This is a genomic window from Pseudomonas sp. NFX224 (assembly GCF_048565165.1).
Taxonomy (GTDB): domain Bacteria; phylum Pseudomonadota; class Gammaproteobacteria; order Pseudomonadales; family Pseudomonadaceae; genus Aquipseudomonas.
The window spans coordinates 656,484-679,947 of the sequence record NZ_CP183416.1 but is presented as its reverse complement, the minus strand read 5'-3'; the positions used below and the strand labels follow the sequence as shown (position 1 = coordinate 679,947).

The window sequence follows — 23,464 nt, the reverse complement described above, 5'->3', positions numbered from 1 at the left end:
GCCATCGCGAGCAGGCTCGCTCCTACAGTGGATTTTTGTCGACCACAAATGCTGTGATCACTGCATAACCCTGTGGGAGCTAGCCTGCTGGCGATGAGGCCATCACATCCAACATCAATGTCGGCTGACAGTCACCGCAATGACTTGCCAGCCAACGGCGGAGTCCGCGGCGGCACCAAACGCTTGCTCCCCGTCGCCTCGAACGCCGCCGCAAAACGCAGCAGCGCCGAATCGTCATAGGCGCGGCCGGCGAAGGTCAGGCCGACCGGCATGCCGATGTCCGCCATCACACCCATTGGCACGGTGACCGTGGGCACGCCCAGATGGCGGATGGCGAGGTTGCCGTTGGCCACCCAAACCCCGTTGCTCCAGGCGATATCCGCAGACGCCGGATTGACATCGGCATCCGCCGGGCCAACGTCGGCGACGGTCGGGAACAGCACCGCGTCCAGGCCCAATCGATCCATCCAGTCTTCCAGATCGATCTTGCGCGTGTGCTCAAGCCCACGCAGACCATCAGGCACGGTGCTGATCTGGTCCCACGGCGTGATGCCGCGCTCGGCCATCTTCACGTACTCGTCCATGCCGGCAGCCAGGTCGCCTTCGCGGTTGGGCAGCGTGCCCGGGTCGTGAGGGAAAATCAGCGGGCCGTCGACGTCGACCAGACGGTTCAGTTTCGGATCACCGTTAGCCTGCAGGAAGTCATCGAACGCCCACGCCGTCAGGTCCCACAATTCGTGGTGCAGGAACGCCTTGGAGACGATCCCGCGATTGAACACGGTCGGCGCACCGGGACGATCGCCTTCGCAATTGGAGACCAGCGGGAAATCGACGTCGACCACTTCGGCGCCGGCAGCTTCGAGGGCTTTGCGTGCTTGTTTCCAAAGATCGATCACCGAAGCACGGGTGTTGATGCGTTGACCGGTCGGGCCGCCGATACCCGGTGCCTCTGACGTGCCCGCGTCCTCGTCGGCGTTAATGTACATGCGCGGCACGCCGAGACGTTTGCCGGCCAGGGCATCGGGTTTCACCGCCAACTCTAAATAAGAAGCAGGGCGCACCGAGGCAACGCTCGGAATCGGCACCCAGGGTTGCAGGCGCCACAGATCGCCTCGCGTATCGGAATCCTCCGCGACCACCACATCCAGCACTTCCAGCAAGTCGGCCATGGTCCGGGCAAACGGCACCACCACGTCCATGGTCGGCGTCAGCGGCCAGTTACCGCGCACTGAGATCACCCCTCGCGAAGGCGTATAGGCGCACAAACCGTTGTTAGACGCCGGGCCGCGCCCGCTCGACCAGGTTTCCTCGGCCAGACCGAATGCCGCGAAACTGGCGGCGGTTGCCGTACCGGCACCGTTCGACGAGCCCGAGGCGAACGGCGCAGTCAGGTAACCGGCGTTGTACGGGCTCTCGGCACGGCCGTAGACCCCGCGCTGCATGCCGCCGTTGGCCATCGGCGGCATGTTGGTCTTGCCCAGGCAAATGGCGCCGGCACCGCGCAGCCGTTCGATGGTGAACGCATCGCGGTAGGCAATCAGGTCTTTGAAAGCGGGACTGCCCGAGGCGGCAGTGAGCCCCTTGACCAGGTAGCTGTCCTTGGCCGTGTAAGGGATGCCATCGAGCGGCCCCAGCGTCTCGCCTTTGGCCCGACGGGCATCACAGGCCTGCGCTTCCTTGAGTGCATCCGGGTTGCGCACCACCACTGCATTCAAGGCGGTCGGGGTGTCGGCGCCGTCGTAGGCGTCGATCCGCGCAAGGTAGGCCTGGACCAGCTCCACCGATGTGGTTTGGCCGGATTCGAGCGCAGCGCGCAGTTGGGCAATGGAAACTTCGGTGACTTCAATCATGCGGTTACCACCGGCTCTCTCAAAAATGGATTTCATAACGGAACTCGCTGCACAGCCTTGCGCGACGGGATCCGGATTTCAACCTTGGCCGCGTATTTTGCACTAAGGCGGGGCAGGGTGCCGCCCTTGCCGATACATCCGGACACGGATAATGGCCATATCGATCCCCTTTTGGCCGATCACACGCTGGGAACCCTCTAGCCTGTCAGCAAGAATCGAAACCGGATTGCTGATTTGCCAGCACCGACCGAATCCAAAACCAGATCTTTGCTTCCTTGCCCCGGCCGTTTCCAGGGCCACTGCCGTGTACAGACATTAAAAAAACCAACGAGCTGACATTGGGGAACTGATCCATGGACACTATGAAACGCATTCTGGGCGCCACGGTTTGTGGGCTGACGCTGCTGGCCAGCGCGGTGCACGCCGAACAGCGCGAACTGAGGGTTTACAACTGGGCGGACTATATCCTGCCGTCCGTGCCCAAGGACTTCGCCACGCAAACCGGCATCAAAGTGACCTGGGACACCTTCGACACCAACGAGTCCCTGGAAGCCAAGTTGCTGACCGGCAACTCGGGTTACGACCTGGTGGTGCCATCGAATCAGTTCATCGAAACCCAGATCAAGGCCGGTGTGTTCCAGAAACTCGACAAGTCCAAGCTGCCCAACTGGAAACATCAGGATCCGGCGCTGCTCAAGTTGCTCGACGCCAACGACCCCGGCAACCAGTACGGCGTGCCTTACATGTACGGCACCGTGTTGATCGGTTTCAACCCGGCGAAGGTCAAAGCGGCACTGGGCGAGAATGCCCCGGTGGACAGTTGGGATTTGGTGTTCAAGCCCGAGAACATGGAGAAGCTCAAGTCCTGCGGCGTAGCGATGCTGGATTCACCTTCGGAAATCCTGCCGCTGGCCCTGCATTACCTCGGGCTGGACCCGAACAGCCAGAACCCGGACGACTACGAAAAAGCCAAGGCATTGATGCTGAAAATTCGGCCTTACGTCACCTACTTCAACTCGGCCAAGTACATGACTGACATCGCCAACGGCGATATCTGCGTAGCCATCGGTTACTCCGGCAGCTTCTATCAGTTCGGCAATCGCGCCAAAGAGGCAGGCAACGGCGTGGTGGTCGATTGGCGTTTGCCGAAGGAGGGCGCGCCGATCTGGTTCGACACCTTCGCCATTCCGAAAAGTGCGAAGAATGTCGAAGAGGCTCATGAATTCCTCAACACTCTGCTTGACCCGAAAGTGATCGCGCCGATCAGCGACTTCCTCGGTTACCCGAACGTCAACAAGGACTCGCTGCCGCTGATCAACAAGGAAATTACCGCTAACCCGAACCTGACGCCGACCAGCGAGGCACTGGCAACCCTTTATGTGGTGCAGCCATTGCCACAGAAGCTTGAGCGGGTGCGCACGCGGGTGTGGACGGCGATCAAGTCGGACAAGTAAGCCCCAGGTACACTGATCCCCTGTAGGAGCGAGCCTGCTCGCGATGAGGGCCTGACAGCCAACGATGATATTGAAGGGCAGACCGCTATCGAGAGCAGGCTCGCTCCTAAAGGGGCTGCTCTCAAAACTCCGGCGTGTACTTCACGCTGAACATCACATTGCGTGGATCGCCGAAGTTGTTGTTGCCGTCGAGCTGGTTGTAGCCCGCCGTGTAGTAGTGCTTGTCGAACAGGTTGTTGGCGTTCAGCGCCAGGCCGATTTCCGGCGTCAACTGATAGCCGACCCGCGCGTTCCACACGGTGTAGCCCGGCACCTCGAAGGTGTGTTCATAGCCCAGCGTATGGCTTTGGGTGGTAAAGCCCAGGCCGGAGCTGACACGGTTCCAGTCGCCACTGAACTGGTAGTCGCTCCAGACCCGCAGCATGTGTTTAGGCGTCCAGGTGCTGAAGACTTTGCCTTCGTTGACCGGGTCATCCAGGTACTTGGTGGTGTTGTAGGTGTAACCGGCAAACAGTTGCAGACCGGTGAGCACTTCGCCGCTGATCTCGGCGTCGATCCCCTGGCTGCGCACCTTGCCCGAGGCCGTCGAGCAGTACCAACCGTCGCAGGCGAAACCTGAAGCGAGGTCGTTGACCGCACGGTTTTCCTGGTCGTAGCGGAACACCGCCAGGGACGTGTTGACCCGGCCATCCATCAGCTCACCCTTGAGGCCGATTTCGTAGTTGCTGCCGATAATCGGTTTGAGCACTGAGCCGCCCGAGTCGCGCACGGCCTGCGGTACGAACACGTCGGTGTAGCTGGCGTACACCGCCCATTCGCGGTTCAAGTCGTAGACGATCCCGGCGTAGGGCGTGACTTCTCCGGTTTCGTTGGTGGTGCTTTCCGGATTGGCGGTGGCCACGTCACTGAACGAGAGCTGGGTCCATGACTTGTAGCTGTAGTCATACCAGCTCACCCGCGAACCGAGCACCAGGGTCAACGGCTCGATCGGCTTGACTCGCCAGCTGCCGTACAGGCCTTTTTGGCGGATGTCGTATTTGCTCGGCGTACCACGACCGCCGGCGGTATTGATCAAACTCTCGTAGCTGATTTCCGGGCGGTTGTGGTCGATGCCGAAGATCGTGTCGGTGCTGTCGTTGAAGGTGCGGGCGAAGCGGTCGTCCGAGGTGTACTTGGAATAGTTACCGCCCAGCATCACTTCATGCTGCATGGACAAGGCGTCGAAGTGGCCGACGAGGTTCATGTCCAGGCCGAGTTTGGTCGAATCAAAATCCGTCACGAAGTCGGCGTATTGCACGCCGCTGCCATCGGCTTCCAGACCATCGCCGGCACTTTGCACGCGCTGGTTTTTCGCCTGGTTGTCTTCGCTCATGCGCACGGCGCCGACCTTGAAGGCCCAGTCGTCGTTGAAGCGGTGTTCGAGGTCGGCATAGACCGTGGTGACATCGATGTCCGAATGGTTCCAGCGTGCGCCGGTGTAGGTTGAGCGCGAAATATCGACTGGTGAGCCGCCGGCATAGCGCGGCAGACCGCGGATCATCGGGCGCGATTCGCCATTGGATTGACTGACCGCCAGGCCCAGTGTGGTGTCTTCGCGCAGATCGATGTCCAGCGCCCCGTACAACGAGTGGGTCTTGCTCCACTCGTAATCGATAAAGGAGTCGCTCTGGTCTTCGTCGGCCACGATGCGCCCGCGCACGGTACCGGTCTGGTTGAGCGGGCCGCCGGCATCCAGTTGTAGGCCGTAGTGATCCCAAGAGCCGGCCTTGCCGGTGACGGTCACGGTCGGTGCAGTCTGGCCGCGCTTGCGCACCAGATTGATGGCGCCGCCGGGGCTGCCGGTGCCTTGAAGCAGACCGGACGCACCGCGCAGCACTTCCATGCGATCGAAGAAGATCAGGTCCTGTGTGGCCCAGTTACCCAGCGCATAGGTATTGCGCGGGATCGGCACACCGTCGTACAGCCAGTCATCGATCTGGAAACCGCGCGAGGTCACGATCAGGCCTTTGCCGACGCCCTGAACGCCCACCAGTCCGGTGGTCTGGTTGACCGCATCCTTGAGATCGACCAGGTTCTGGTCGTCCATCTGTTTGCGGGTCATGACGGTGATCGACTGCGGAATTTCCTTGAGCGTGTGGGTGCCCTTGCCGATGGTCACCGCTTTGGCCGCGTAGGAACCCGAGCCTTCGGTGGTGGCGTCGGCGCTGTTTTCGATAATGTTGGTCGCGCCCAGTTGCAGTGCAGCGGTGTTGGTCGTGGCCGGCTCGACGCTGAAGTTGCCCTGTTCGGTCACTCGCAGTTGCAGGCCGCTGCCGCTCAGCGCCTTTTGCATGGCTTCTTCAGGGGAAAACTGGCCAATGACCGCCGGGGCCTGTTTGCCCTGTACCAGCGAAGGCTCCAGCGAGACGATGTGCCCGCTCTGGCTGGCGATGGCATTCAGCGTACTGGCGAGTGGGCCGGCGGGCAGGTTGAAGGGCAGGGTTTGTGCCTGCGCCAGGGCAGGGCAGGCCAGCGTTGCCAGGGCAACGGCTACGGAAAGCGAGTGGGACCACGGGTTGAACACAGCATTCTCCTGAAGGTGTAAGTGTCAGGAGATAGGTGGGATGAGAGATGAAAACCGGACACAAATAAGAGTGATTTTCAAAAATAATTATTGTTTGGGTGTTTTTGCCCGGATCAATGTCAGCCACGGACTGTAGTGATCGACCCGAATCGGCAGGGTTTCGGCCAGTGCCGCGAAGGTCCGGAGGGGGTCGTTCAGCGGAAATACGCCCTGGACCCGCAAGTCGCGAACTTCAGGGGATACGCGCACAAATCCACGGCTGTAGGGACGCAATGCTTGCACGACATTTTCCAGCGGTTCGTCCAGCACGTTGAGACGGCCGCTGAGCCAGTCGGCGCGATGTTGCTGATCGCCGCTGACTGGCTCGATGCGCCGTGCGTAGAGCAGGGCCGATTCGCCTTCGCGCAAGACACGCTGAGTGCCATCAAAGAGCCTGGCTTCCACGGAATGTTCCAGCACCACCACGCGACTGGCGTCTTGTTCCTGGGACACCAGGAAACGCGTACCCAATGCACGCACTTCGCCTTGGGCGGTGCGCACGTGCAGGGGGCGTCGGGGATCGGGCGCCACCTGAATGACCAATTCGCCACGACGCAGGATGACCAGCCTTTGCTGGTCGTCGAAATGCAGATCCACCGCGCTGTCGGCATTCAGGCTCAGGCGGCTGCCGTCGGCCAGATTGAAATTCTCCCGTTGCCCGCGCCCGGTGTGCAGATCGGCAAGCAGTGAATCGCCCAGCGGGCTGCGCGCGCCCAGCCACAAACCACCACCCAGCAGGCCAAGACCGGCAATCACCCGCAGCGCATCACGCCGCGAAGCGTGAGGCTGCAAGAGAATCTGGCGCGCGTGCTCGCTTTGGCCCGGCAAGCGCCGGTCGAGGGCTCGAACCGTGTTGAACGAACCTCCGAGGCGTTCCTGCAATTGTGCCCAAGCCTGGGCGTGTGCGGGGTCCATGCCCAACCAGGCATTGAAACGTTCCTGCATCGCGGCAGTAGGCGTACCGGCGCGCAGCCGCACCATCCAGTCGATGGCCTGCTCGCTGACAGGGTCCAGGCGCGGCGTGCTCATGGTGCCATCTCGCTCAGATAGCACTGGCGCAAGGCTTGTTTCATATAGCGGCTGACCGTGCGTTCCGACAGGCCCAGCTTGCTCGCGATGGCCACGTAACTCATGCCGTCCAGTTGGCTGTAGAGGAAGGTCGCCTTGACCACCATCGGCAAACCATCCAGCGCCCGGTCAATGGCCACCAGCGCCTCGATCAGTTGCAACTGCTCTTCCGGCGAAGGCGCCACCATTTCGGGCAAGGCAGACAGGCGCTCCAGATACGCCAACTCCAGTTTGCGCCGACGATGCCGATCGAAAATGAGCCTTCGGGCGATGGTCGAGAGGTAGGCGCGAGGTTGTTCGATGCTGTCGGGATCGACCCGGGCGATCAGCATCTGGCAAAACGTATCGGCGGCAGTGTCCTCGGCATCCGCGTGATTGCGCAGCCGTCGCTGGATATGCTGCAGCAGCCAACGGTGGTGATCGCTGAAAAAGTAACTCAGCTTGCTGGTCGAGGGAGGTTGCACCGGATTCATTTCCAGATGTTAGTGAGAGTCGTTCTCAATGCTACCTTTGTCAGCGGACTCACCGCAATGTCTGGTTTCGCTGAAAAAGCCAAAAGCCCGCTGAGCCAGTGATGGCTCGGCGGGCTTTTGCAGGGCAGGGTTTGAACCGGTTCAGCTACGCTGCGCGACAGGGCGCTTCACGCTGGAAGAGGTGTTTGCCTTGCGATAAGTCAGCAGCACGATACCCGTGACGACAATCACCCCGCCCACCACCTGACCGGCGCTGAGCATCTGGTCCAGCACGAGCCAGCCCATCAGCAGCGTGGCCAGCGGTTCGATGTTCATCACCGGGGCATTGCGTGGCATGTCCAGGCGCGGCACGGAAATGAACAGCACGATAAAACCGGTGCCGTACAGCACGACCAGCGTCGCCAGTGCCAGCCAGCCGGTTTGGGTCGCTGGCAGGTTCAAGCCACCGGGCAGGGCGCCGGTCATGCCGGCGAGGTTGATGCTGCTGAACACGATGAAGATCGTCAGCAAGCTGCGGACCGAGCCGCGTACCTCGGACAACTTGTGATCGGTGATCCACAATGCACAGGCAAACACGCTGGCGGCGCAGAAGGCCAGGGTCACGCCCAGCCACCATTGCGGTCCGACGCTGGCGTTGTCGGCGAGGCGGCCCGGAACGTCCAGCACAAACACCAGCCCCAGCAGAATCAGGCCCATCAGCGAGGCGGTACGCGCAGTGGGGCGTGCGCCACCCAACGCCCAGGTGAGCAGTGCCAGCAAAATCGGAAAGACGTTGGCCACCAACAACGCCAGGGCCACCGGCACCCGGGCAACGGCCGAATACAGACACAGGCTCTGGGTGGCAATCAGCAACCCCAACAGCAGTTGCCAACGCCATGCCCCAGACGGCAAGCGCAAGCTCTGGCGTTGCCAAATGACCAGCGCGGCCAATACCAACAATGTTCCGCCCGAGCGCATCAGAATCGCCAGCAATACGCCGGCGCCGTCATCAAAGGCCACCCGCGCTGCGACATGGTTACCGGCGAAGGCGCAACCCATGCACAACAAAATCAGCACGGCGAGATGGCGAGGAAAGGGCGGCGGTGTTTCTGGCCGGGTCATCGGAAGGGTCATGGCAGGATCTCGAATCAAGTGCGCCACTGCGGAGAGTGGACCAGTATTTTTGTTATGTTGTCGTACAACCTGTCATGGGGTTGTACCGCATTCGATGCGACGGGACAAGGTTGATGTTCGCTGAAGGCTTCTGTTTTATTGATTTAAGGCGCTCAAACTATTCCATGATCGTTCGGGCCGTCTAGTGCCGAAAGCCAAAGAGATCGTATGACTTGTTTGTTAGCGCCCGCCTAGCCGTAACAACTCCTGCTGCACAAAATCTGCAAAAAGCTTGATCCGGATCGGCGTCAGCGCACCGAAGGCATGCAGCGAATGAATCGCCAGCACCGGCAGCGGGTGGTCGGGCAACACATGCATCAACGCCCCGGAATCCAGGTCTTGCTGCACCGTGCATTTCATCAAGTAGGCGACCCCCATGTCGCCCAACGCGCCGGTACGCAGGCCGAATCCCGAGTCCGGGCCGATGCGTCCTCGTGGCACCAGGGTTTCACCGTCGGCAAAGACAATGGGCAGGGTTCGCCCCCTCAACTGATAGCGCACGAAGGGCAGTTCGCGCAGCTCCTCGACAGTGCGCGGGTTACCCCATTCGCGCAGGAATGCCGGGGAGGCCACCAGCGCCATGTCGAGGCGGGCGAGGGTGCGGCTTTTCAGGTCACTGTCAGCGAGCGTGCCTGCGCGGAAAATCACGTCGTAGCCTTCGCGAATCAGGTCGACGTGGTGATCGAGCAAGGTCAGGTCCAGCCCCACTTCGGGGTGATCGCTGAGGAACTCCGAATGGATTCTCGGCATCAGCAAACGTCCGAGGTCGCTGGGCATGCTCACCCGCAAGTGACCGCGCGCGCCGCCGGTGTGGCGCAGCGCATCGGCCGAATCATCGATGGCTTGCAACAGCGGCGCCATACGCTCGAAAAATGCCTGCCCCTCGGGTGTGAGGCTGAGCATCCGCGTGGAGCGGCGAAACAGCTTGGCATTCAGCTCTGCTTCCAGTCGGGCGATGCTTTTGGAAATGGCCGAAGGCGTGGTCCCGGCGTTGCGCGCCGCGGCGCTGAACGACCCGGCTTCTACTGCGCGGACGAAGGCAATCAGGCTGGCCGACTGGTTCAACAGGCTGGGCATCTTGTGACTCCGGAGCACAACTGATGTGCCTTTTTCTGGACTGGTTGGCGTTGGGGCGCGCGACATAATACTGCGCTCCTTCAACAAGCGGAGTCAGCAGATGCAACGTCTTCAAGGAAAGGTCGCGGTGATTACCGGCGGCAACAGCGGCATTGGTCTGGCCTCGGCGTGCCTGTTCGCCAAAGAGGGGGCGCAGGTGATTATCACGGCGCGTCGGCAAGAGGTGCTGGACGACGCCGTTCGCCACATCGGTCACGGCGCCATTGGCATCAAGGGCGATGTCGCCAGCCTCGAGCACCACGCCGAGGTGGCCGAGCAAGTCAGGGCGCGCTTCGGTGCGCTGGATATCTACATGGCCAACGCCGGGGTCATCACCCTGACGCCTTCCCATAAGGTCACGCCCGACGAGTTCGACGCGCAATTCAACATCAACACCCGTGGCGTGTTTTTCGGTGTGCAGTCGATCGTGCCGTTGTTGCGCGACGGCAGCAGCATCATTTTGACCAGCTCCCTGGCCGCCACAAAAGTGCTCGACGGGCATGCGGTGTATGCCGGTTCAAAAGCGGCCATCGCTGCGTTTGCGCGCAATTGGGCGCTGGAGCTTCGCGCACGGCGCATACGCGTGAACGTGCTGAGCCCCGGCCCGGTCGATACGGCGATCATCGGCAAACTGGGCGTTTCGCAAGCAGACCGTCCCGGGTTTGAACAGATGATGGCGGACATGATTCCTGCCGGTCGACTGGGCGACGCCGATGAACTGGCGCAAGCGGCGCTGTACCTGGCGTCCAGCGACAGTTCGTTCGTCAACGGCATTGAGTTGCACGTGGACGGCGGCATGTCGCTGGTCTGATCCCTGCCTCAGAACGTGCAAACGGCATCGGTGAAGGTCACCCGTGCGAACTGCGCATTGGCGTCCAGCGGTGTGATGGCCAGCAGTTGATCCAGGCGGATCTCCTGTTGGCCGTTGGCCGTTTCCAGGCGCAAGAACTCTTCCTTTTCACTGGAGGTGCGCGTATCCAGCGCCTTTGCCTCCAGCCGCGTGCCGTCCTTCAACTCAACATCCAGTCGATAACCGCGCATGCAGGCGACCTCCAAATAGTCGTACAAGTCGCAGTTCATGGGTTGATACGTGTTCATCGCATTACTCCTGGCAACCTTGCAGTTTGAGGATGAAATAGCCTTGTTCACTGATGGCCGCCGCCACTTGCGGATGACCCGGTTCTACGGGGCAGAACTGGCAGCGGTCCTGGGCAATATCTTCGTCCTGAACACCCTGTTCTTCAAGGAAGCGACGAGCGTAAGACTTTGCCAGTTCGCCGCTGTTCTCGATCAGCACATCGAAATGCAGATAACGGCCATCTTGGGTGCAGCGGTTTTTTTGCAGCTTGACTCAGGAGCCACTGGAGCCCAGGGAAGTGGGGCTGATTTGTCGGGAGCATCAGATTCCCTGAGATAGACTCAAGACGACTATCCGACGAGGGACTGATTCCCATGACAGGCCTGCGATGGACTCGCTGATCACCGCCGCCGCCCAGGCGCTGGCAGCGGGGGATCCGCTTGGCGCGCTGGACCGGGTTGCGTTGCGCGACGATGCCCCGGCGCTGGCGCTGCGCGGGATTGCGATGGCGCAGCTGGGCGATCTGGTGCGGGCCAGGGCGTTGGTGCGTCGGGCGGCTCGGGCGTTCGGGCCGAAAGAAACGCTGGCCCGCGCACGTTGCATCGTCGCCGAAGCCGAGATCGCGCTGGCCTCACGGGACCTCGGCTGGCCGGTAAAAGCACTCGATGTGGCGCGGGTCACGCTGGAGAGTCAGGGTGATTGGGTGAACGCGGCACACGCGCGGTATCTGCAAATCCGTCGTCAGTTGCTGATCGGGCAACTGGATGAGGCGCAGGAACAACTCGCGCAACTCGACCCTTCACCGTTACCGCCGTCATTGCGGGCCACCCATGAACTGGTCGCGGCGGGGATCGCCATGCGCCACTTGCATTCGCAGGCTGCCCGGGCTGCGCTTGCCCGGGCCGAACTCGCCGCGCAGCAGTCGGCTATTCCCGCGTTGGTGGCGGAAGTCGAAAACGCGTTGCGGATGCTTAACAGTCCCGCCGCACATTTGATCAGCGATGGAGAATCGCGGTCCTTGCTGCTCGACGACGTGCAGGCCCTGCTTGACTCGACGTCGCTGGTGGTCGATGCCTGTCGTTATGCGGTACGCGGCGCAGGCATGTCGGTTTCGCTGTCGAAGCGGCCGGTGTTGTTCAGCCTCGTACGGACACTGGCCGAAGCCTGGCCGGCCGATGTGCCGCGGGAAACCCTCGTCGCCCGGGCCTTTCGCCTGACGCTCAGCGATGAGTCCCATCGCGCCCGATTGCGGGTCGAAATCGGCCGATTGCGCGCCGCGCTCAAACCCTTGGCCAACGTGATCGCCACCCAGCGCGGCTTTACCCTGGTCACACAGGTTTGCCCCGACGTTGTCTTGCTCACGCCACCGGTCGAAGAAAAACATGCAGCGGTCTTCGCGTTGCTCGTCGACGGTGAAGCCTGGTCGAGTTCGGCGCTTGCCCTGGTGCTGGGCAGCAGCCAGCGCAGCGTGCAGCGGGTACTCGAAACACTGGCTGCGCAGGGCAAGGTGCAGTCGTTCGGGCAGGGACGGTCGCGGCGCTGGATGACACCACCGGTGCCAGGTTTCGCGACGACCTTGTTACTCCCGGTTCCGCTGCCCGGTGGCTAGGATGAACGCCACCAACCCCTTTCGAGGAATACCGAGATGAAACAGTCAGCCGCTGAAATCCTCCGTGAATATGGCCCTTTTGAAGGTGTCGACGATGTGCATGGCGTTACCTGGGATGGTGAAAACGTCTGGTTTGCCACCACTGGAAAGCTCCTCGTCCTGGACCCATCGAGCGGCGCAACGGTGCGTACGCTGGATGTCGCCGCCCACGCCGGCACTGCATTCGATGGCAAGCATCTGTTCCAGATTGCCGAAGACCGCATCCAGAAAATCGATCCGCAAACCGGGCGCGTGCTCTCCACCATTCCGGCCCCCGGCGCAGGTAACGACTCCGGGATGACATGGGCAGAGGGCTCTCTGTGGGTGGGGCAGTACCGCGAGCGCAAGATTCACCAGATCGACCCGCAGAGCGGCAAGATCCTGCGAACCCTCGAATCGAACCGCTTTGTCACGGGCGTGACCTTCGTCGAGGACTCGCTCTGGCATGGCACGTGGGAGGGCGATGAGAGCGAACTGCGCCGCGTCGACGCGAAAACCGGTGAGGTGCTGGAGAGTCTCAAGCTGCCGGCCGGAATCGGTGTTTCGGGGCTTGAGTCGGACGGCGGCGAGCGGTTTTTCTGCGGCGGTGGCGGTAGTGGAAAGGTGAGGGCGGTACGTCGGCCCTGAATGACTCAGTCCGTTTGTGGATGTCGATCTTCAATCGCGTACCAACCCGCTTTTGAGCCAACGCAGGCATGTTTTTGCTTTGTCGGCGAGCACGGAGAGTCCAGTGTAGCGATGGCAATCGATATCCACTGCGAAAAGGCACCCTTTGCATCAGACCAGAACAGCGAAGAGCCGCAGTTGCAACAGAACTGACGCAAGACTCCCTTCGACGACTCATAACCCTTGAGCATCTGTGTACCGGCCACGATGGAAACCGTCGACGCAGGAGCACTCGCATACGAGGCGAACGCAGCGCCATGGCCTTTTTGGCACATGTTGCAGTGGCAGTGAGTGAGGGCTTTCAGCTCGGTTGATACAGAGTATTTGACGGTGCCGCAAAGGCAGCTGCCTTGGTGCAGAGCATCCATGTTCAATGTTTTCCTGAAAATGTCGCGCCACTGTAGCGGGCCAGCATCGGGTCTGGCGAATACCTGAACGTGGCCAGTTCCACGATATCCAAAGCGCTGCACTAGCCCACAAACCGTGAACAGTTGGAAAGGCCAACCCCCCCGTCGATAAAGAAATCACCTAGCGCGCGGCTGTTCCTCTCAATATCTCGACCCCGGACGCTGGCATAGGCTGTGCCCTGGCTGATCATTACCGGAGTCGTTATGCGTTTTTTTGAACTGATTACCTTGACGGTGCGTGTGCGGACCGTCGCCGATGCACTGCTGCGAATCGAGGCTGCGCTGGATCGCCCGGATGTCGGTGGAACGTTGATGGGTTGCTGGGCTTCGGAGATTGGGCAGTTGAACCAGATTGCCGTGCTGCGCGGCTATGAAGATGAACGTGTCAGGCAAGCCGAGCGCGAGCGCTTTTTGTTGAGCGGCGAGGCGTTCGGTATCAACGAATTCATCACCGATCTGCGCATCGAAAACTACACATTGTTTCCCTTTCTCGAGCCTTTGAGCGCCGGCAAACATGGCCCGTACTACGAGCTGCGCGTCTACGATCTGGTCAGCAGCGGCTTGCAGCCCACCCTCGATGGCTGGAGCAACGCCATCGAGCCGCGAACCGCCGAGCAGTATTCGCCGGTGTATGCGGCGTTCTACGCCACCGACGGCTCGCTGCCGCGCTATCTGCATATCTGGCCGTGGGCTTCATTGGAACAGCGCCAACGAGTACGCGCCGAGGCGGTGGCCGATGGTGTCTGGCCGCCGGAAAACTCCGGCCCGCAACTGCGCGACATGCGCTCGACGATTTACTTGCCCGCGACGTTTTCGCCTTTGCAATGATGGGGTGCTGAACGCCATAGTCTGCTGCCGATTGAAGACCCACTTGCTCACGGGTTTCAACAGGCGTAAACAGTGCACGCGCCCAGCATCCGCAGGCGCGTGTTTTTTGATGCATGAAAAGGCGTTGAATCACACCCAATGAACACGACCAGGCGAGGCGAGCGTTGGTAGAGCGACGTCAGTTCAGCGGTGCCATGAAGGGTAAAAACCTTCGCTACCTCAATGAGCATGAGGGCCAATCAGTAAAGGCCCGGGCAGGCTTCTTGCTGCTGGAGCATTTCTCGTTGCCGGCGTTTACCCAGGCACTCGATACGATTATCACCGCCAATCTGCTGCGGCCTGAACTGTTTTCCACGAAGACGTTCGGTTTGACGAAAGGGGAAGTGATCAGCGATTTGGGGTTGGTCATTCGTCCCGATGCTTGCCTCAGTCATGCCGCGATTCAAGACCTGGACCTGTTGGTCGTTTGCGGTGGTTACCGCACGGCCCTCAAGGCCGACGACACGCTGATCAATCTCTTGATCAGCGCCGCCGAACTGGGCGTCAAGTTGGCTGGCGTGTGGAATGGCGCCTGGTTTCTCGGGCGAGCCGGTTTGCTGGACGGCTATCGTTGTGCGGTTCACCCGGAACACCGTCCCGCGCTGGCGGAAATCGCCAAACTGGCCCAGGTCACCAGCGAAGCCTATGTTGTTGATCGCGACCGTCTGACGGCGTCCAGTCCAAATGGCGCGTTTTACATGGCGCTTGAGTGGATCAAGGGCTTGCACGACAAAGCGCTGACGGACGGCATCGAAGACATTCTGGCGTTTGAAGCTTCGCGTTACCGGCGCATCAAACCCACGCTCAATGTGTCGGTTTGTGGTCCGTTGCGGGAAGTGGTCAATCTCATGGATGCCAATCTGGAGGAGCCGCTGGAGATGGACGCACTCTGTCTCTACGCCGGCCGTTCCCGCCGGCAGATCGAGCGTCTGTTCAAAGAGCAGCTGGGGACGACACCCCAGCGCTATTACATGGACTTGCGGATCACCGAAGCCCGCCGATTGCTGCAGCACACCACGTTGACCATCGTTGAAGTCTCGGTTGCCTGTGGTTTCGTTTCACCGAGCCATTTCAGCAAGTGCTACAGCGCCTATTTCGGCTATCGACCGTCCAGGGAAACCCGCCTGGTCAAATAGCCGCCTGATGAGGTGTGGCGAATCAGGCCAATCATTTCGCCCCGAACAACATCGTCCAGTAAACCCCTTCATCACTGCGCGCCTCGGTCGCATAACCCGCACCGACCTGGGTGAACATCGGATTCATCAGGTTGGCGCAATGCCCTGGACTGGCGAGCCATCCAGCCATTGCCTTGTTCGGTGAGCCTTGGCCGGCGGCGATGTTTTCACCGATCTGCCGGCCACGGAAACCCGCCGCTCTTGCGCGGTCGGCCGGGGTGTCACCATCGGGGTCGCGGTGAGCGAAATAGTTGCCGTAGGCCATTGCTTTACTGTGCCCTTGCGCGGCGGCGCCAAGGCTCGCGTTCCAGGCCAAGGGCCGGGCGGCGGCGAAACGCTGGCGACCGCACATTCGCGGTTTGGCGCGGGCGGCGTTGACCTGTGCCAGCAAGGTCTTGCCGACGCTGCGTGTGTCGCTCATCTGACGGTCCAGCACCGGCTGCGCCAGCACCACTTGCCACTCACCGCCACGGCGACTGACACCAATGTCGGCGTACTGACCATCGAGTAACGCGGCGCAGTGGTCCTCCACCAACAGTTCGAAAGCCTCTTCAGCATCCTGCGCACCCACCACTCGGACAGAACGCACGGCCACCGCCTGATACCCCGAATCTTTCAATCGCTCCCGCAAACCGCCGCCATAACCTATGGGCAGCGCCAGATTGGACTTCAGTGCCAGCGGCGACAGGCGTTGGGCGGGACGCCGCGCACAGTTTTCCGGGTGGGCTCGATAATCGTTGATGGCTTCCACCAGTTCTCGCTCCGCGCCAGCGTGGGCGGGGCTGGCGAAAAGAGTAAGCGAGGTCAACAGGCACAGCGAAGTGAAGCGCAAGGCGAGGGCGGTTTGGCGCATGGTGCGGACAGCTCTGATGAGATGACAACGATAGGAGGAAGTGGAATCGCCGGTCTAAGACTGGCGCCCAGAAACAAGGTTCACGGGGCGCGAGGGTTTATTTGTGGATACGGGCGTGTGTCCGACGGACGTACTTGAGGGGAGCGTTTCAACGCTCTTCAGCGGGTTCAACATGTTGCGCAGATTCCACCCGCCGTAATTGGAATCGACAGACATGGCCACCGCGAACCATGCACTCGGTGTGATCGACCTCACCACCGCCCAACGCGCCGATCAGCGCTAGATCCAGTTCACAGACCACCGGGTGTGCCGCGGCCAGACGATGGAACACGCAGTTGTGCGCGACGATTTGCGCATCACCGGGCGAGCGAAAAAACACCTCGGCTTCATAACCCGCTTGATTCATGTGCTGCACGATCTTCGTTTCATCGACAACTTGATGTTCGCGGTCCAGGGCGAGTTTGCGACCCAGGTTGCGCATCAGCGTCGCCAGCGCCTCGGGGCCGATGATGTCGGCCACTTCATCGATCAGTGCACTGGCGAGCAACTGATACTGGCGGGGAAATTGCTCCTTGGCGTGGTCGGTGAGCCGATACAACTGCTCTGGTCGCCGCCCCGTCGGGCGGGTTTCGCCGCGCAGCACCAGGCCGTCACGCTCCAGCGCCGCCAGGTGTTGGCGAATCGCCGTGCGCGTGACCGCCAGGTGCTCGGCCAACTCGTCAATGCTCATGCCACTGGCATGGTGCAGCAGCGCGTTGAGCAAGTCCTGCTGTGTTCGGCCCAGTCCTTCCAGCATTGAGTGTCCTCGCGCGATGTCAGAACTTGTCGGGGAATTGCTTGACCAGTGCGGCAGTCAGAGCATCGGCCAGCGCCAGGATATGCGTGCGCATCATCGACCAGGTGCGCGCTTCTCCAGCGTAGTCGTGAGCGGCGAACTCATCGATCTGCGCGATGTGATGACCACCGTGGGCCGACAGTAAATTCACCAGCGTCGCTTCCGGCAGATTCGGGTTGGCACCGGCCAGAAACGCTGCAATCGCCCTGGCATTGCTGGTCAACTCGGTCACGGCGGCCTGCTTGCCCTTCGCGTCCTTGGCGACCGTGGCGTCGCTGTAGTGTTTCACCGCGCCCCAATGACCGGCAAGCAACTTGAGCAGTTGATCGGCCGCCGGTTGGCCGTAGAGCGGGGCGATACTGTTGGCGATTCTGGTCGCGTTATCGACCACCTGATCAGCCGCGACTTTGGCTTGCTTCTGGTCGGCGGACTGGTTGGCCTGCGCATAGTTTCTGATCCAGAAAATATGCTCGACCCACAAATCGCGCAACGCCAGACGCGTGGTCAGCGCGGCGCTGTCGGCAGCGGCGGGAGACGCGGCTGGCGTCTGGCTCCAGGCCGGTTGCGCACAGAAGGCCAGCAGGATCAAAGCCAGGGTTTTGATATTCATGACGGCACCCTCGTGTAATGGGAACGTTCGACAATATCAATTTAAGCATACAGATATGTTTTTATTGAAAAATGGCAAAATCTCGGATTAGCGGTCGTTTTCACAGGTGAATTGAATGAGGGTGTTGCAGGCGGATACACCCGTATCCACCTGCGCCCGGCGGGATGAAGAACGGATCGTGTTTGCCCCGAATCGCCAGCGTCGGAGTTTGCCCGATGGACTATCAGTCGACAACGATGCGATTGACACACCATCGCAAGCAGGTTCGCTCGCACGAGTTCTCAGTAAACATCCCGCAAATAACGCTTCTGCTCACTCAACTGACGCCAGTAATCCGCAGCGCCCTCCGTGCACAATCCACCGTGATCCTGCGCGACCCGGCGCAGGGCCTGGTCGACATCCTTGGCCATGCAGCTGGCATCGCCGCAGATGTACAACTGCGCACCTTCCTGTAGCCAATGCCACAACTCGGCACCCTGTTCGCGGATGCGGTCCTGCACGTAGATTTTCTGCGTCTGATCGCGGGAGAACGCCAGGCTGAGTTCTGTCAGCAGGCCATCGCGCTGCATGCCTTGCAGTTCATCTCGATAGTAGAAATCACTGGCGGCGTGTTGCTCGCCGAAGAACAGCCAGTTCTTGCCGCTGTCACCCCGTGCGCGGCGTTCTTGCAGGAAGGCGCGGAACGGCGCCACGCCGGTGCCGGGGCCGACCATGATCATCGGCAGGTTGCCATCCGCCGGTGGGCGAAAGTGCTTCGACGGCTGGACGAACACCGGCACGTCTGCGCTCTGCGCGCGGTCGGCGAGGAAGGTCGAGGACACGCCTTTGCGTTTACCGTAGCGCACGGCGGCCACGGTGAGATGGACTTCCTGCGGGTGTGCCTTGGGGCTGGAGGCGATCGAATACAGCCGTGGTTGCAGGCGCTTGAGGGTGCCGAGTAGTTCACTGGCTGAGCAGTCGACCGGAAACTCCTGCAACACGTCCGCCAGTTGCCGGCCCCAGAGCCAGTCTTTCAGCTCAGCCTTGCGCTCACTGCCCAGCAGCTGTTTCAACGCCGGGTTGCGGCTGCGTTCGGCGATGAACGCCAGGGTGTCGCTGTTGGGCCGGGCGATTTCAAAGTGTTCAGTCAATGCCTGATGCAATGGCAGTTCACCGACCTTGTCGACCTTGACCAACGTGTCGGCGCCAAGGCTCGTCAGTTGCAGCATTTCGCCGACCAGTTCCGGGCAGTTGCGCGGCAATACGCCCAAGGCATCGCCTGCTTCATAGCTCAACCCGGAATCGGCCAGCGCCAGGGAAAACATGCGGGTTTCCTTGTTCGCGCTCTGCTGGTTCAGGTGCAGGTTGCTCAGCAGGCGAGAGGCAAAAGGCTTGGCCTTGCACGGCGTCGCGACCGGGCTGACGACAACACTCGGTGCCGGTTCGACCGTTACCGGTTGCAGTGTTTTCTGAAGATCGGCCAGCCACTGGTCCGCGCACGCTTCGAATTCGGTATCGCAATCGACCCGTTCCAGCAGCCGCGTTGCACCCAATTCCTGGAGACGCAGATCGAGTTTTTTGCCGTGCTGGCAGAACTGGTCATAGTTAGGATCGCCCAGCGCCAGCACCGCATATCGCAGGGACTCCAGGCGTGTTTCGGCATGGCTCAGGGTTTGCCAGAAACCTTCGCCATTGTCCGGCGCATCGCCGTCGCCGAAGGTGCTGCTGATCAGGGCCAGGGTTTGCGTGCTGGCGAGTTTGCTCGCGGGGAAGTCAGCCATCGCGCTCAGCTCGACCGCGATTCCACTTTCGCGCAAGCGTGCGGCAAAACGTTCGGCCAGGGCTTCGGCATTGCCTGTTTGCGAGGCCCACAACAGTGTCAGGGCCGGTTGGCTGTTGACCGCTGACGGTGTCGCTTCGGCGCTATCCATGCGGCTGAACAAACCACCCAGCACACCGTCCAGCCAAAGCCGCGTGTCGGCCGCCAGCGGCGCGTTGGCAGGCAGCACCGGAACACCGAGCTCCTGCCGGCCTGCCGTGGACTGCAGGCCACTGACAAAACCGGCCAGATAAAGCCGCTCACGGTCATTGAGCGCAGGAGAGGGCAGGCGACTGATGCCGGCGATATCGGCAAAGGCTTCGATACTCGACATGACGGGCTCCTCAGGTAAGGGGGACAGGTTGTGAGCGGCAGGTTCCGGCATTTCAAGAAACTGGTGCTCGATCAGCTCCACCCGTTGCAGGGCGACGGCGCAAAACTTGAATTCAGGCTGCAGCGAAATCGGGTCGACCGCGTCGTGGGTCACCGCGTTGATCGCGAGGTTTTCCCCGAACACATCGTTCCAGTGGAAAGGCGCAAAGCAGTTGCCCTGGCGCACCCGGTCGGTGATCACGGCCGGCAATACGGCGCGGCCACGTTGTGAGCGGACTTCGACGTGGTCCTTATCACGAATGCCGAGGCTGGCGGCATCTTCCGGATGCAGCTCGACGAAGGGACCGGGGTTCAGCTTGTTCAGGGTCGCGACTTTGCCGGTCTTGGTCAGGGTGTGCCACTGGTGCTGCAAGCGCCCGGTGTTGAGGACAAAGGGGAACGCTTCATCCGGCATTTCCGCCGGCGGCATGTGCGGGCGGGCGAGGAATATGCCTTTGCCGCGCTCGGTGGCGAAGACGATCGCGGGACGGCTGCCATCGGCCTCGACCTTGAGTGACTGGCTCACGCCGTTGTTCAGGTAACGAATCGGATGGCGGTCCTCGGCATCGTTTTCCGCGCACGGCCATTGCAGCGGTTTTTCCCGCAGGCGCGTGTAACTCGCGCCACGGATGTCATAACCGGTCTTGGGATTCCAGGCCTGTTTGATCTCGTCGAACACCTCGGAGGCGCAGCTGTAGGTGAAAGCCTCGGCGAAGCCCATTTCACACGCGACCCGGGCAATGATCTGCCAGTCGGCCAGTGCTTCGCCGGGCGCCTCCACGGCTTGTTGCATCAGCGTCAGGTTGCGCTCGGAATTGATCATCACGCCTTCGGCCTCGGCCCACAGTGCGCCGGGCAGGAGGATGTCGGCGTAGCGGTTGGTCTCGGTATCGAGATAGGCGTCCTGGGTGATGACCAGTTCGGCGGCCTGCAAGCCTTCGATCACTTTGCGCCGGTTGGGCACCGATGCCACCGGGTTGGTGCAGATGATCCAGCAGGCCTTGATCCGGCCAGCGGCCATTTGCTCGAACATGTCCACGGTGCCTGCGCCCACCGTGCGCGGCAAGCTGTCGGCGGGGATGTGCCACATGTCCTCGATGAACGCCCGGTCAGCCTCGACCAGTGCCGAACGCTGACCGGGCAGGCCTGGACCCATGTAGCCCATTTCCCGACCGCCCATGGCATTCGGTTGGCCGGTCAGGGAGAACGGGCCGCTGCCGGGCCGGCAGATCGCGCCGGTGGCCAAATGCAGGTTGCACAGGGCATTGGTGTTCCAGGTGCCGTGGGTGCTTTGGTTGAGCCCCATCGTCCAGCAGCTCATCCACTCGGCGGCTTCACCGATCCATTGCGCCGCCTGGCGAATGTCGGCTTCGGCGAGACCGGTAAGGGCGGCGACCTTGTCCGGTGCGTAGTCTTCGAGGAACCCGGGCATCGCTTCCCAGCCCTCGGTGAACGAGGCGATGAAGTCCGGATCGGTGTGGCCGTTTTTCACCAGCAGATGCAACAAACCATTGAGCAGCGCCAAATCGGTGCCGGGACGAATTTGCAGGAACAGGCCGGCCTTGTCTGCCGTGGCGCTGCGTCGAGGATCGACCACGATCAGTCTGGCCCCGGCCTTGACCCGGTCCATCATGCGCAAAAACAGGATCGGGTGACAGTCGGCCATGTTGGCGCCGGTCACGAAGAACAGGTTCGCGCGGTCGAAATCCTCATAGGAACCGGGTGGTCCGTCGGAACCCAGCGAGAGCTTGTAACCGCTGCCCGCGCTGGCCATGCACAGGCGCGAGTTGGACTCGATGTTGTTCGTGCGGACAAAGCCCTTGGCCAGTTTGTTGACCAGGTATTGGGCTTCCAGCGACATCTGTCCCGACACATAAAAGGCCAACGCATCAGGCCCGTGGAGGTCGAGGATGTCACGCAGTCTGCTGGCGGTTTCGCTGATGGCCTGGTCCATGGCGACCCGCACCGGGTCGCGGTCACGCGCCTGGCGCAGGTAGGCGTTTTCCATCCGTCCGGAGTCGGCAATCGCTTGCCCGCAGGTCGTGCCTTTGGTGCAGAGCCGACCAAAGTTGGTCGGGTGCGTCTTGTCTCCGGAGACCTTGACCACCCGGTTGCCTTCGACCTGCATGACGATGCCGCAGCCCACGCCACAATAGGGGCAAACGCTGCGTACGGTTTTGTCGGCCATCCTCGTCCCTCGAAACTCTGTCACACCTGATCGGTTCGCAAACGCAAAAGGCGCCATGCGGCCCTCCGTCGAAACGGGGGCTACACGGCGCCTTTGTCGTATAGGGTGCAATCAGCGTTGACTGCGTAACGGGTGTTTGCAAGAAGCGGGCCAGAACCGGCGAGGCCTTGCTTTCGGGGCTTTGGAGGTGGTGAGCAGTGACAGAACAACCGCGATGTGCACTTTTTTATTGCGAGGTTCAGCCTCGGTGCACCAGCTCAAGCCATAACGCGATTCGTAGCAAATGGCAGGTATTGTGGCTTGAGCTATGTGCCCCAACCCTCACGCACCGCCCGCCGAATCCCTTCCAGCAACATGGCAAACGCCGGGTTGTCATTGTTCTCGCGCCAAATCAGGTGCAGTTCGCTTTGCACCCCTTCGCCCAGGTCGATATCGCGAAACACCACATTCTTGAACACCACGCTGGTTGCGCAACGCGGCACCAGGGCCAGGCCCATGGCGGCGTTGACCAAGGCGAGGATGGTCAGGGAGGAACCGAGCCACTGCACGTAATCCGGGGCGACGCGGGCCGAGCGCAGCATGCCGGTCAGCAATTCGTTGAATGGCGGGTAGGCGGCGTGGGAGTACATCAGGAATGGTTGAGCGTCCAGGTCCTGGACCGACACGGTGGCGGCGGTCGCCAACGGGTGCGTGCTCGGAACCGCCAGGACGAACGGCTCACGCACCAGGCATTCGGTGGCGTAGCCGGGCTCCAGCAACGGCGCACGGGCGATGCCCAAGTCGATGCGGCGGGCGCGCAGGGCTTCGTGTTGCTGGTAGGTGTTCATCTCCGACAGGTCGATCTTGACGTGCGGCTGCGTCAGCCGCGCCTCGGCAATCACCTTGGGCAGGAACTCATACACCGCACTGCCAACAAAACTGATGTTGACCGAGCCGATATCGCCCTCGGCAAACCGCCGTGCGGTCACTGCTGCTTGTTGAGCGCGCTCCAGCAGGTTCTGCGCTTCGATGAAGAATGCCCGGCCAGCAGCGGTGAGGGCGACGCTGCGGGTGCTGCGGGTGAACAGCTCGACGCCGAGGTGATGTTCGAGCAATTGAATCTGCCGGCTGAGCGGCGGCTGGGTCATGTTCAGCCGTTCGGCAGCGCGGCGAAAATTCAGTTCAGTGGCGACGGTGGTGAAGCAGCGCAGTTGGGTCAGTTCGAACATTGATCTAATCCAGGTATCAATCGAATGCCAAGTTAGATTAGACG

20 protein-coding genes are annotated in these 23,464 nt (G+C 61.3%); 6 read left to right on the top strand and 14 right to left on the bottom strand.

Annotated elements, in window-relative coordinates; all coding sequences use genetic code 11:
* Positions 1 to 131: 131 nt before the first annotated feature.
* Positions 132 to 1,850: an amidase gene (locus tag ACNYC6_RS02895; protein ID WP_419710994.1), complete on the bottom strand. Its 1,719-nt coding sequence runs from the start codon at positions 1,848 to 1,850 to the stop codon at positions 132 to 134.
* Positions 1,851 to 2,203: 353 nt separating this feature from the next.
* Here ACNYC6_RS02895 and ACNYC6_RS02890 point away from each other — a divergent pair, with 353 nt between their 5' ends.
* Positions 2,204 to 3,304, top strand: coding sequence for a polyamine ABC transporter substrate-binding protein (locus ACNYC6_RS02890; protein WP_419710993.1), 1,101 nt, complete (start codon positions 2,204 to 2,206; stop codon positions 3,302 to 3,304).
* A 121-nt stretch (positions 3,305 to 3,425) separates the two neighbouring features.
* Here the strand turns inward: ACNYC6_RS02890 and ACNYC6_RS02885 are convergent, their stop codons facing one another.
* The 5 genes from ACNYC6_RS02885 to ACNYC6_RS02865 all read right to left on the bottom strand — a co-directional run bounded on the left by ACNYC6_RS02885 (position 3,426) and on the right by ACNYC6_RS02865 (position 9,676).
* Positions 3,426 to 5,867, bottom strand: coding sequence for a TonB-dependent siderophore receptor (locus tag ACNYC6_RS02885; protein WP_419710992.1), 2,442 nt, complete (start codon positions 5,865 to 5,867; stop codon positions 3,426 to 3,428).
* 87 nt (positions 5,868 to 5,954) lie between these two features.
* Positions 5,955 to 6,935, bottom strand: coding sequence for a FecR domain-containing protein (locus ACNYC6_RS02880; protein ID WP_419710991.1), 981 nt, complete (start codon positions 6,933 to 6,935; stop codon positions 5,955 to 5,957).
* On the bottom strand, positions 6,932 to 7,438 hold the full coding sequence (locus ACNYC6_RS02875; RefSeq protein WP_419710990.1) for a sigma-70 family RNA polymerase sigma factor: 507 nt from the start codon (positions 7,436 to 7,438) through the stop codon (positions 6,932 to 6,934). Before ACNYC6_RS02875 ends, ACNYC6_RS02880 begins: the two co-directional genes overlap by 4 nt.
* Positions 7,439 to 7,588: 150 nt before the next feature.
* Positions 7,589 to 8,485, bottom strand: coding sequence for an EamA family transporter (locus ACNYC6_RS02870; RefSeq protein WP_419712902.1), 897 nt, complete (start codon positions 8,483 to 8,485; stop codon positions 7,589 to 7,591).
* Positions 8,486 to 8,779: 294 nt separating this feature from the next.
* Complete coding sequence (locus ACNYC6_RS02865) at positions 8,780 to 9,676, bottom strand: LysR family transcriptional regulator (protein WP_419710989.1); 897 nt, start codon at positions 9,674 to 9,676, stop codon at positions 8,780 to 8,782.
* 100 nt (positions 9,677 to 9,776) lie between these two features.
* Between ACNYC6_RS02865 and ACNYC6_RS02860 the strand changes: the two genes are divergently transcribed.
* On the top strand, positions 9,777 to 10,526 hold the full coding sequence (locus tag ACNYC6_RS02860; RefSeq protein ID WP_419710988.1) for an SDR family oxidoreductase: 750 nt from the start codon (positions 9,777 to 9,779) through the stop codon (positions 10,524 to 10,526).
* Between the two features lie 8 nt (positions 10,527 to 10,534).
* On the opposite strand, the gene ACNYC6_RS02855 is transcribed toward ACNYC6_RS02860, so the two are convergent.
* Together ACNYC6_RS02855 and ACNYC6_RS02850 are read right to left on the bottom strand one after the other, a co-directional pair.
* Positions 10,535 to 10,813 carry a Rho-binding antiterminator gene (locus tag ACNYC6_RS02855; protein WP_419710987.1) on the bottom strand — a complete coding sequence of 93 codons (279 nt, stop codon included), beginning with the start codon at positions 10,811 to 10,813 and terminating at the stop codon, positions 10,535 to 10,537.
* A gap of 4 nt (positions 10,814 to 10,817) precedes the next feature.
* Positions 10,818 to 11,012 (bottom strand): DUF2024 family protein, encoded by a 195-nt coding sequence (locus tag ACNYC6_RS02850; protein ID WP_419710986.1) that lies wholly within the window; start codon positions 11,010 to 11,012, stop codon positions 10,818 to 10,820.
* A 169-nt stretch (positions 11,013 to 11,181) separates the two neighbouring features.
* On the opposite strand from ACNYC6_RS02850, the gene ACNYC6_RS02845 reads away from it, so the two are divergent.
* A complete protein-coding gene (locus tag ACNYC6_RS02845; RefSeq protein ID WP_419710985.1) occupies positions 11,182 to 12,402 on the top strand; it encodes a helix-turn-helix domain-containing protein in 1,221 nt (406 codons plus the stop codon).
* 36 nt (positions 12,403 to 12,438) lie between these two features.
* Complete coding sequence (locus ACNYC6_RS02840) at positions 12,439 to 13,068, top strand: glutamine cyclotransferase (RefSeq protein WP_419710984.1); 630 nt, start codon at positions 12,439 to 12,441, stop codon at positions 13,066 to 13,068.
* Between the two features lie 5 nt (positions 13,069 to 13,073).
* Here the strand turns inward: ACNYC6_RS02840 and ACNYC6_RS02835 are convergent, their stop codons facing one another.
* Positions 13,074 to 13,475, bottom strand: a complete 402-nt coding sequence (locus ACNYC6_RS02835; RefSeq protein ID WP_419710983.1) for a GFA family protein — start codon at positions 13,473 to 13,475, stop codon at positions 13,074 to 13,076.
* 243 nt (positions 13,476 to 13,718) lie between these two features.
* On the opposite strand from ACNYC6_RS02835, the gene ACNYC6_RS02830 reads away from it, so the two are divergent.
* On the top strand, positions 13,719 to 14,342 hold the full coding sequence (locus ACNYC6_RS02830) for an NIPSNAP family protein (RefSeq protein WP_419710982.1): 624 nt from the start codon (positions 13,719 to 13,721) through the stop codon (positions 14,340 to 14,342).
* Positions 14,343 to 14,506: 164 nt separating this feature from the next.
* Entirely contained in the window at positions 14,507 to 15,517 is a 1,011-nt protein-coding gene (locus ACNYC6_RS02825; protein WP_419710981.1) for a GlxA family transcriptional regulator, read from the top strand.
* A gap of 31 nt (positions 15,518 to 15,548) precedes the next feature.
* Here the strand turns inward: ACNYC6_RS02825 and ACNYC6_RS02820 are convergent, their stop codons facing one another.
* The 5 genes from ACNYC6_RS02820 to ACNYC6_RS02800 all read right to left on the bottom strand — a co-directional run bounded on the left by ACNYC6_RS02820 (position 15,549) and on the right by ACNYC6_RS02800 (position 23,420).
* Positions 15,549 to 16,409: a CAP domain-containing protein gene (locus tag ACNYC6_RS02820; RefSeq protein WP_419710980.1), complete on the bottom strand. Its 861-nt coding sequence runs from the start codon at positions 16,407 to 16,409 to the stop codon at positions 15,549 to 15,551.
* Positions 16,410 to 16,557: 148 nt separating this feature from the next.
* Positions 16,558 to 17,205, bottom strand: coding sequence for a helix-turn-helix transcriptional regulator (locus ACNYC6_RS02815; RefSeq protein ID WP_419710979.1), 648 nt, complete (start codon positions 17,203 to 17,205; stop codon positions 16,558 to 16,560).
* A 19-nt stretch (positions 17,206 to 17,224) separates the two neighbouring features.
* Positions 17,225 to 17,854: a hypothetical protein gene (locus ACNYC6_RS02810; protein ID WP_419710978.1), complete on the bottom strand. Its 630-nt coding sequence runs from the start codon at positions 17,852 to 17,854 to the stop codon at positions 17,225 to 17,227.
* 281 nt (positions 17,855 to 18,135) lie between these two features.
* Positions 18,136 to 22,212, bottom strand: coding sequence for a molybdopterin-dependent oxidoreductase (locus ACNYC6_RS02805; protein ID WP_419710977.1), 4,077 nt, complete (start codon positions 22,210 to 22,212; stop codon positions 18,136 to 18,138).
* Between the two features lie 305 nt (positions 22,213 to 22,517).
* A complete protein-coding gene (locus tag ACNYC6_RS02800) occupies positions 22,518 to 23,420 on the bottom strand; it encodes a LysR family transcriptional regulator (RefSeq protein WP_419710976.1) in 903 nt (300 codons plus the stop codon).
* Positions 23,421 to 23,464 lie beyond the last annotated feature (44 nt).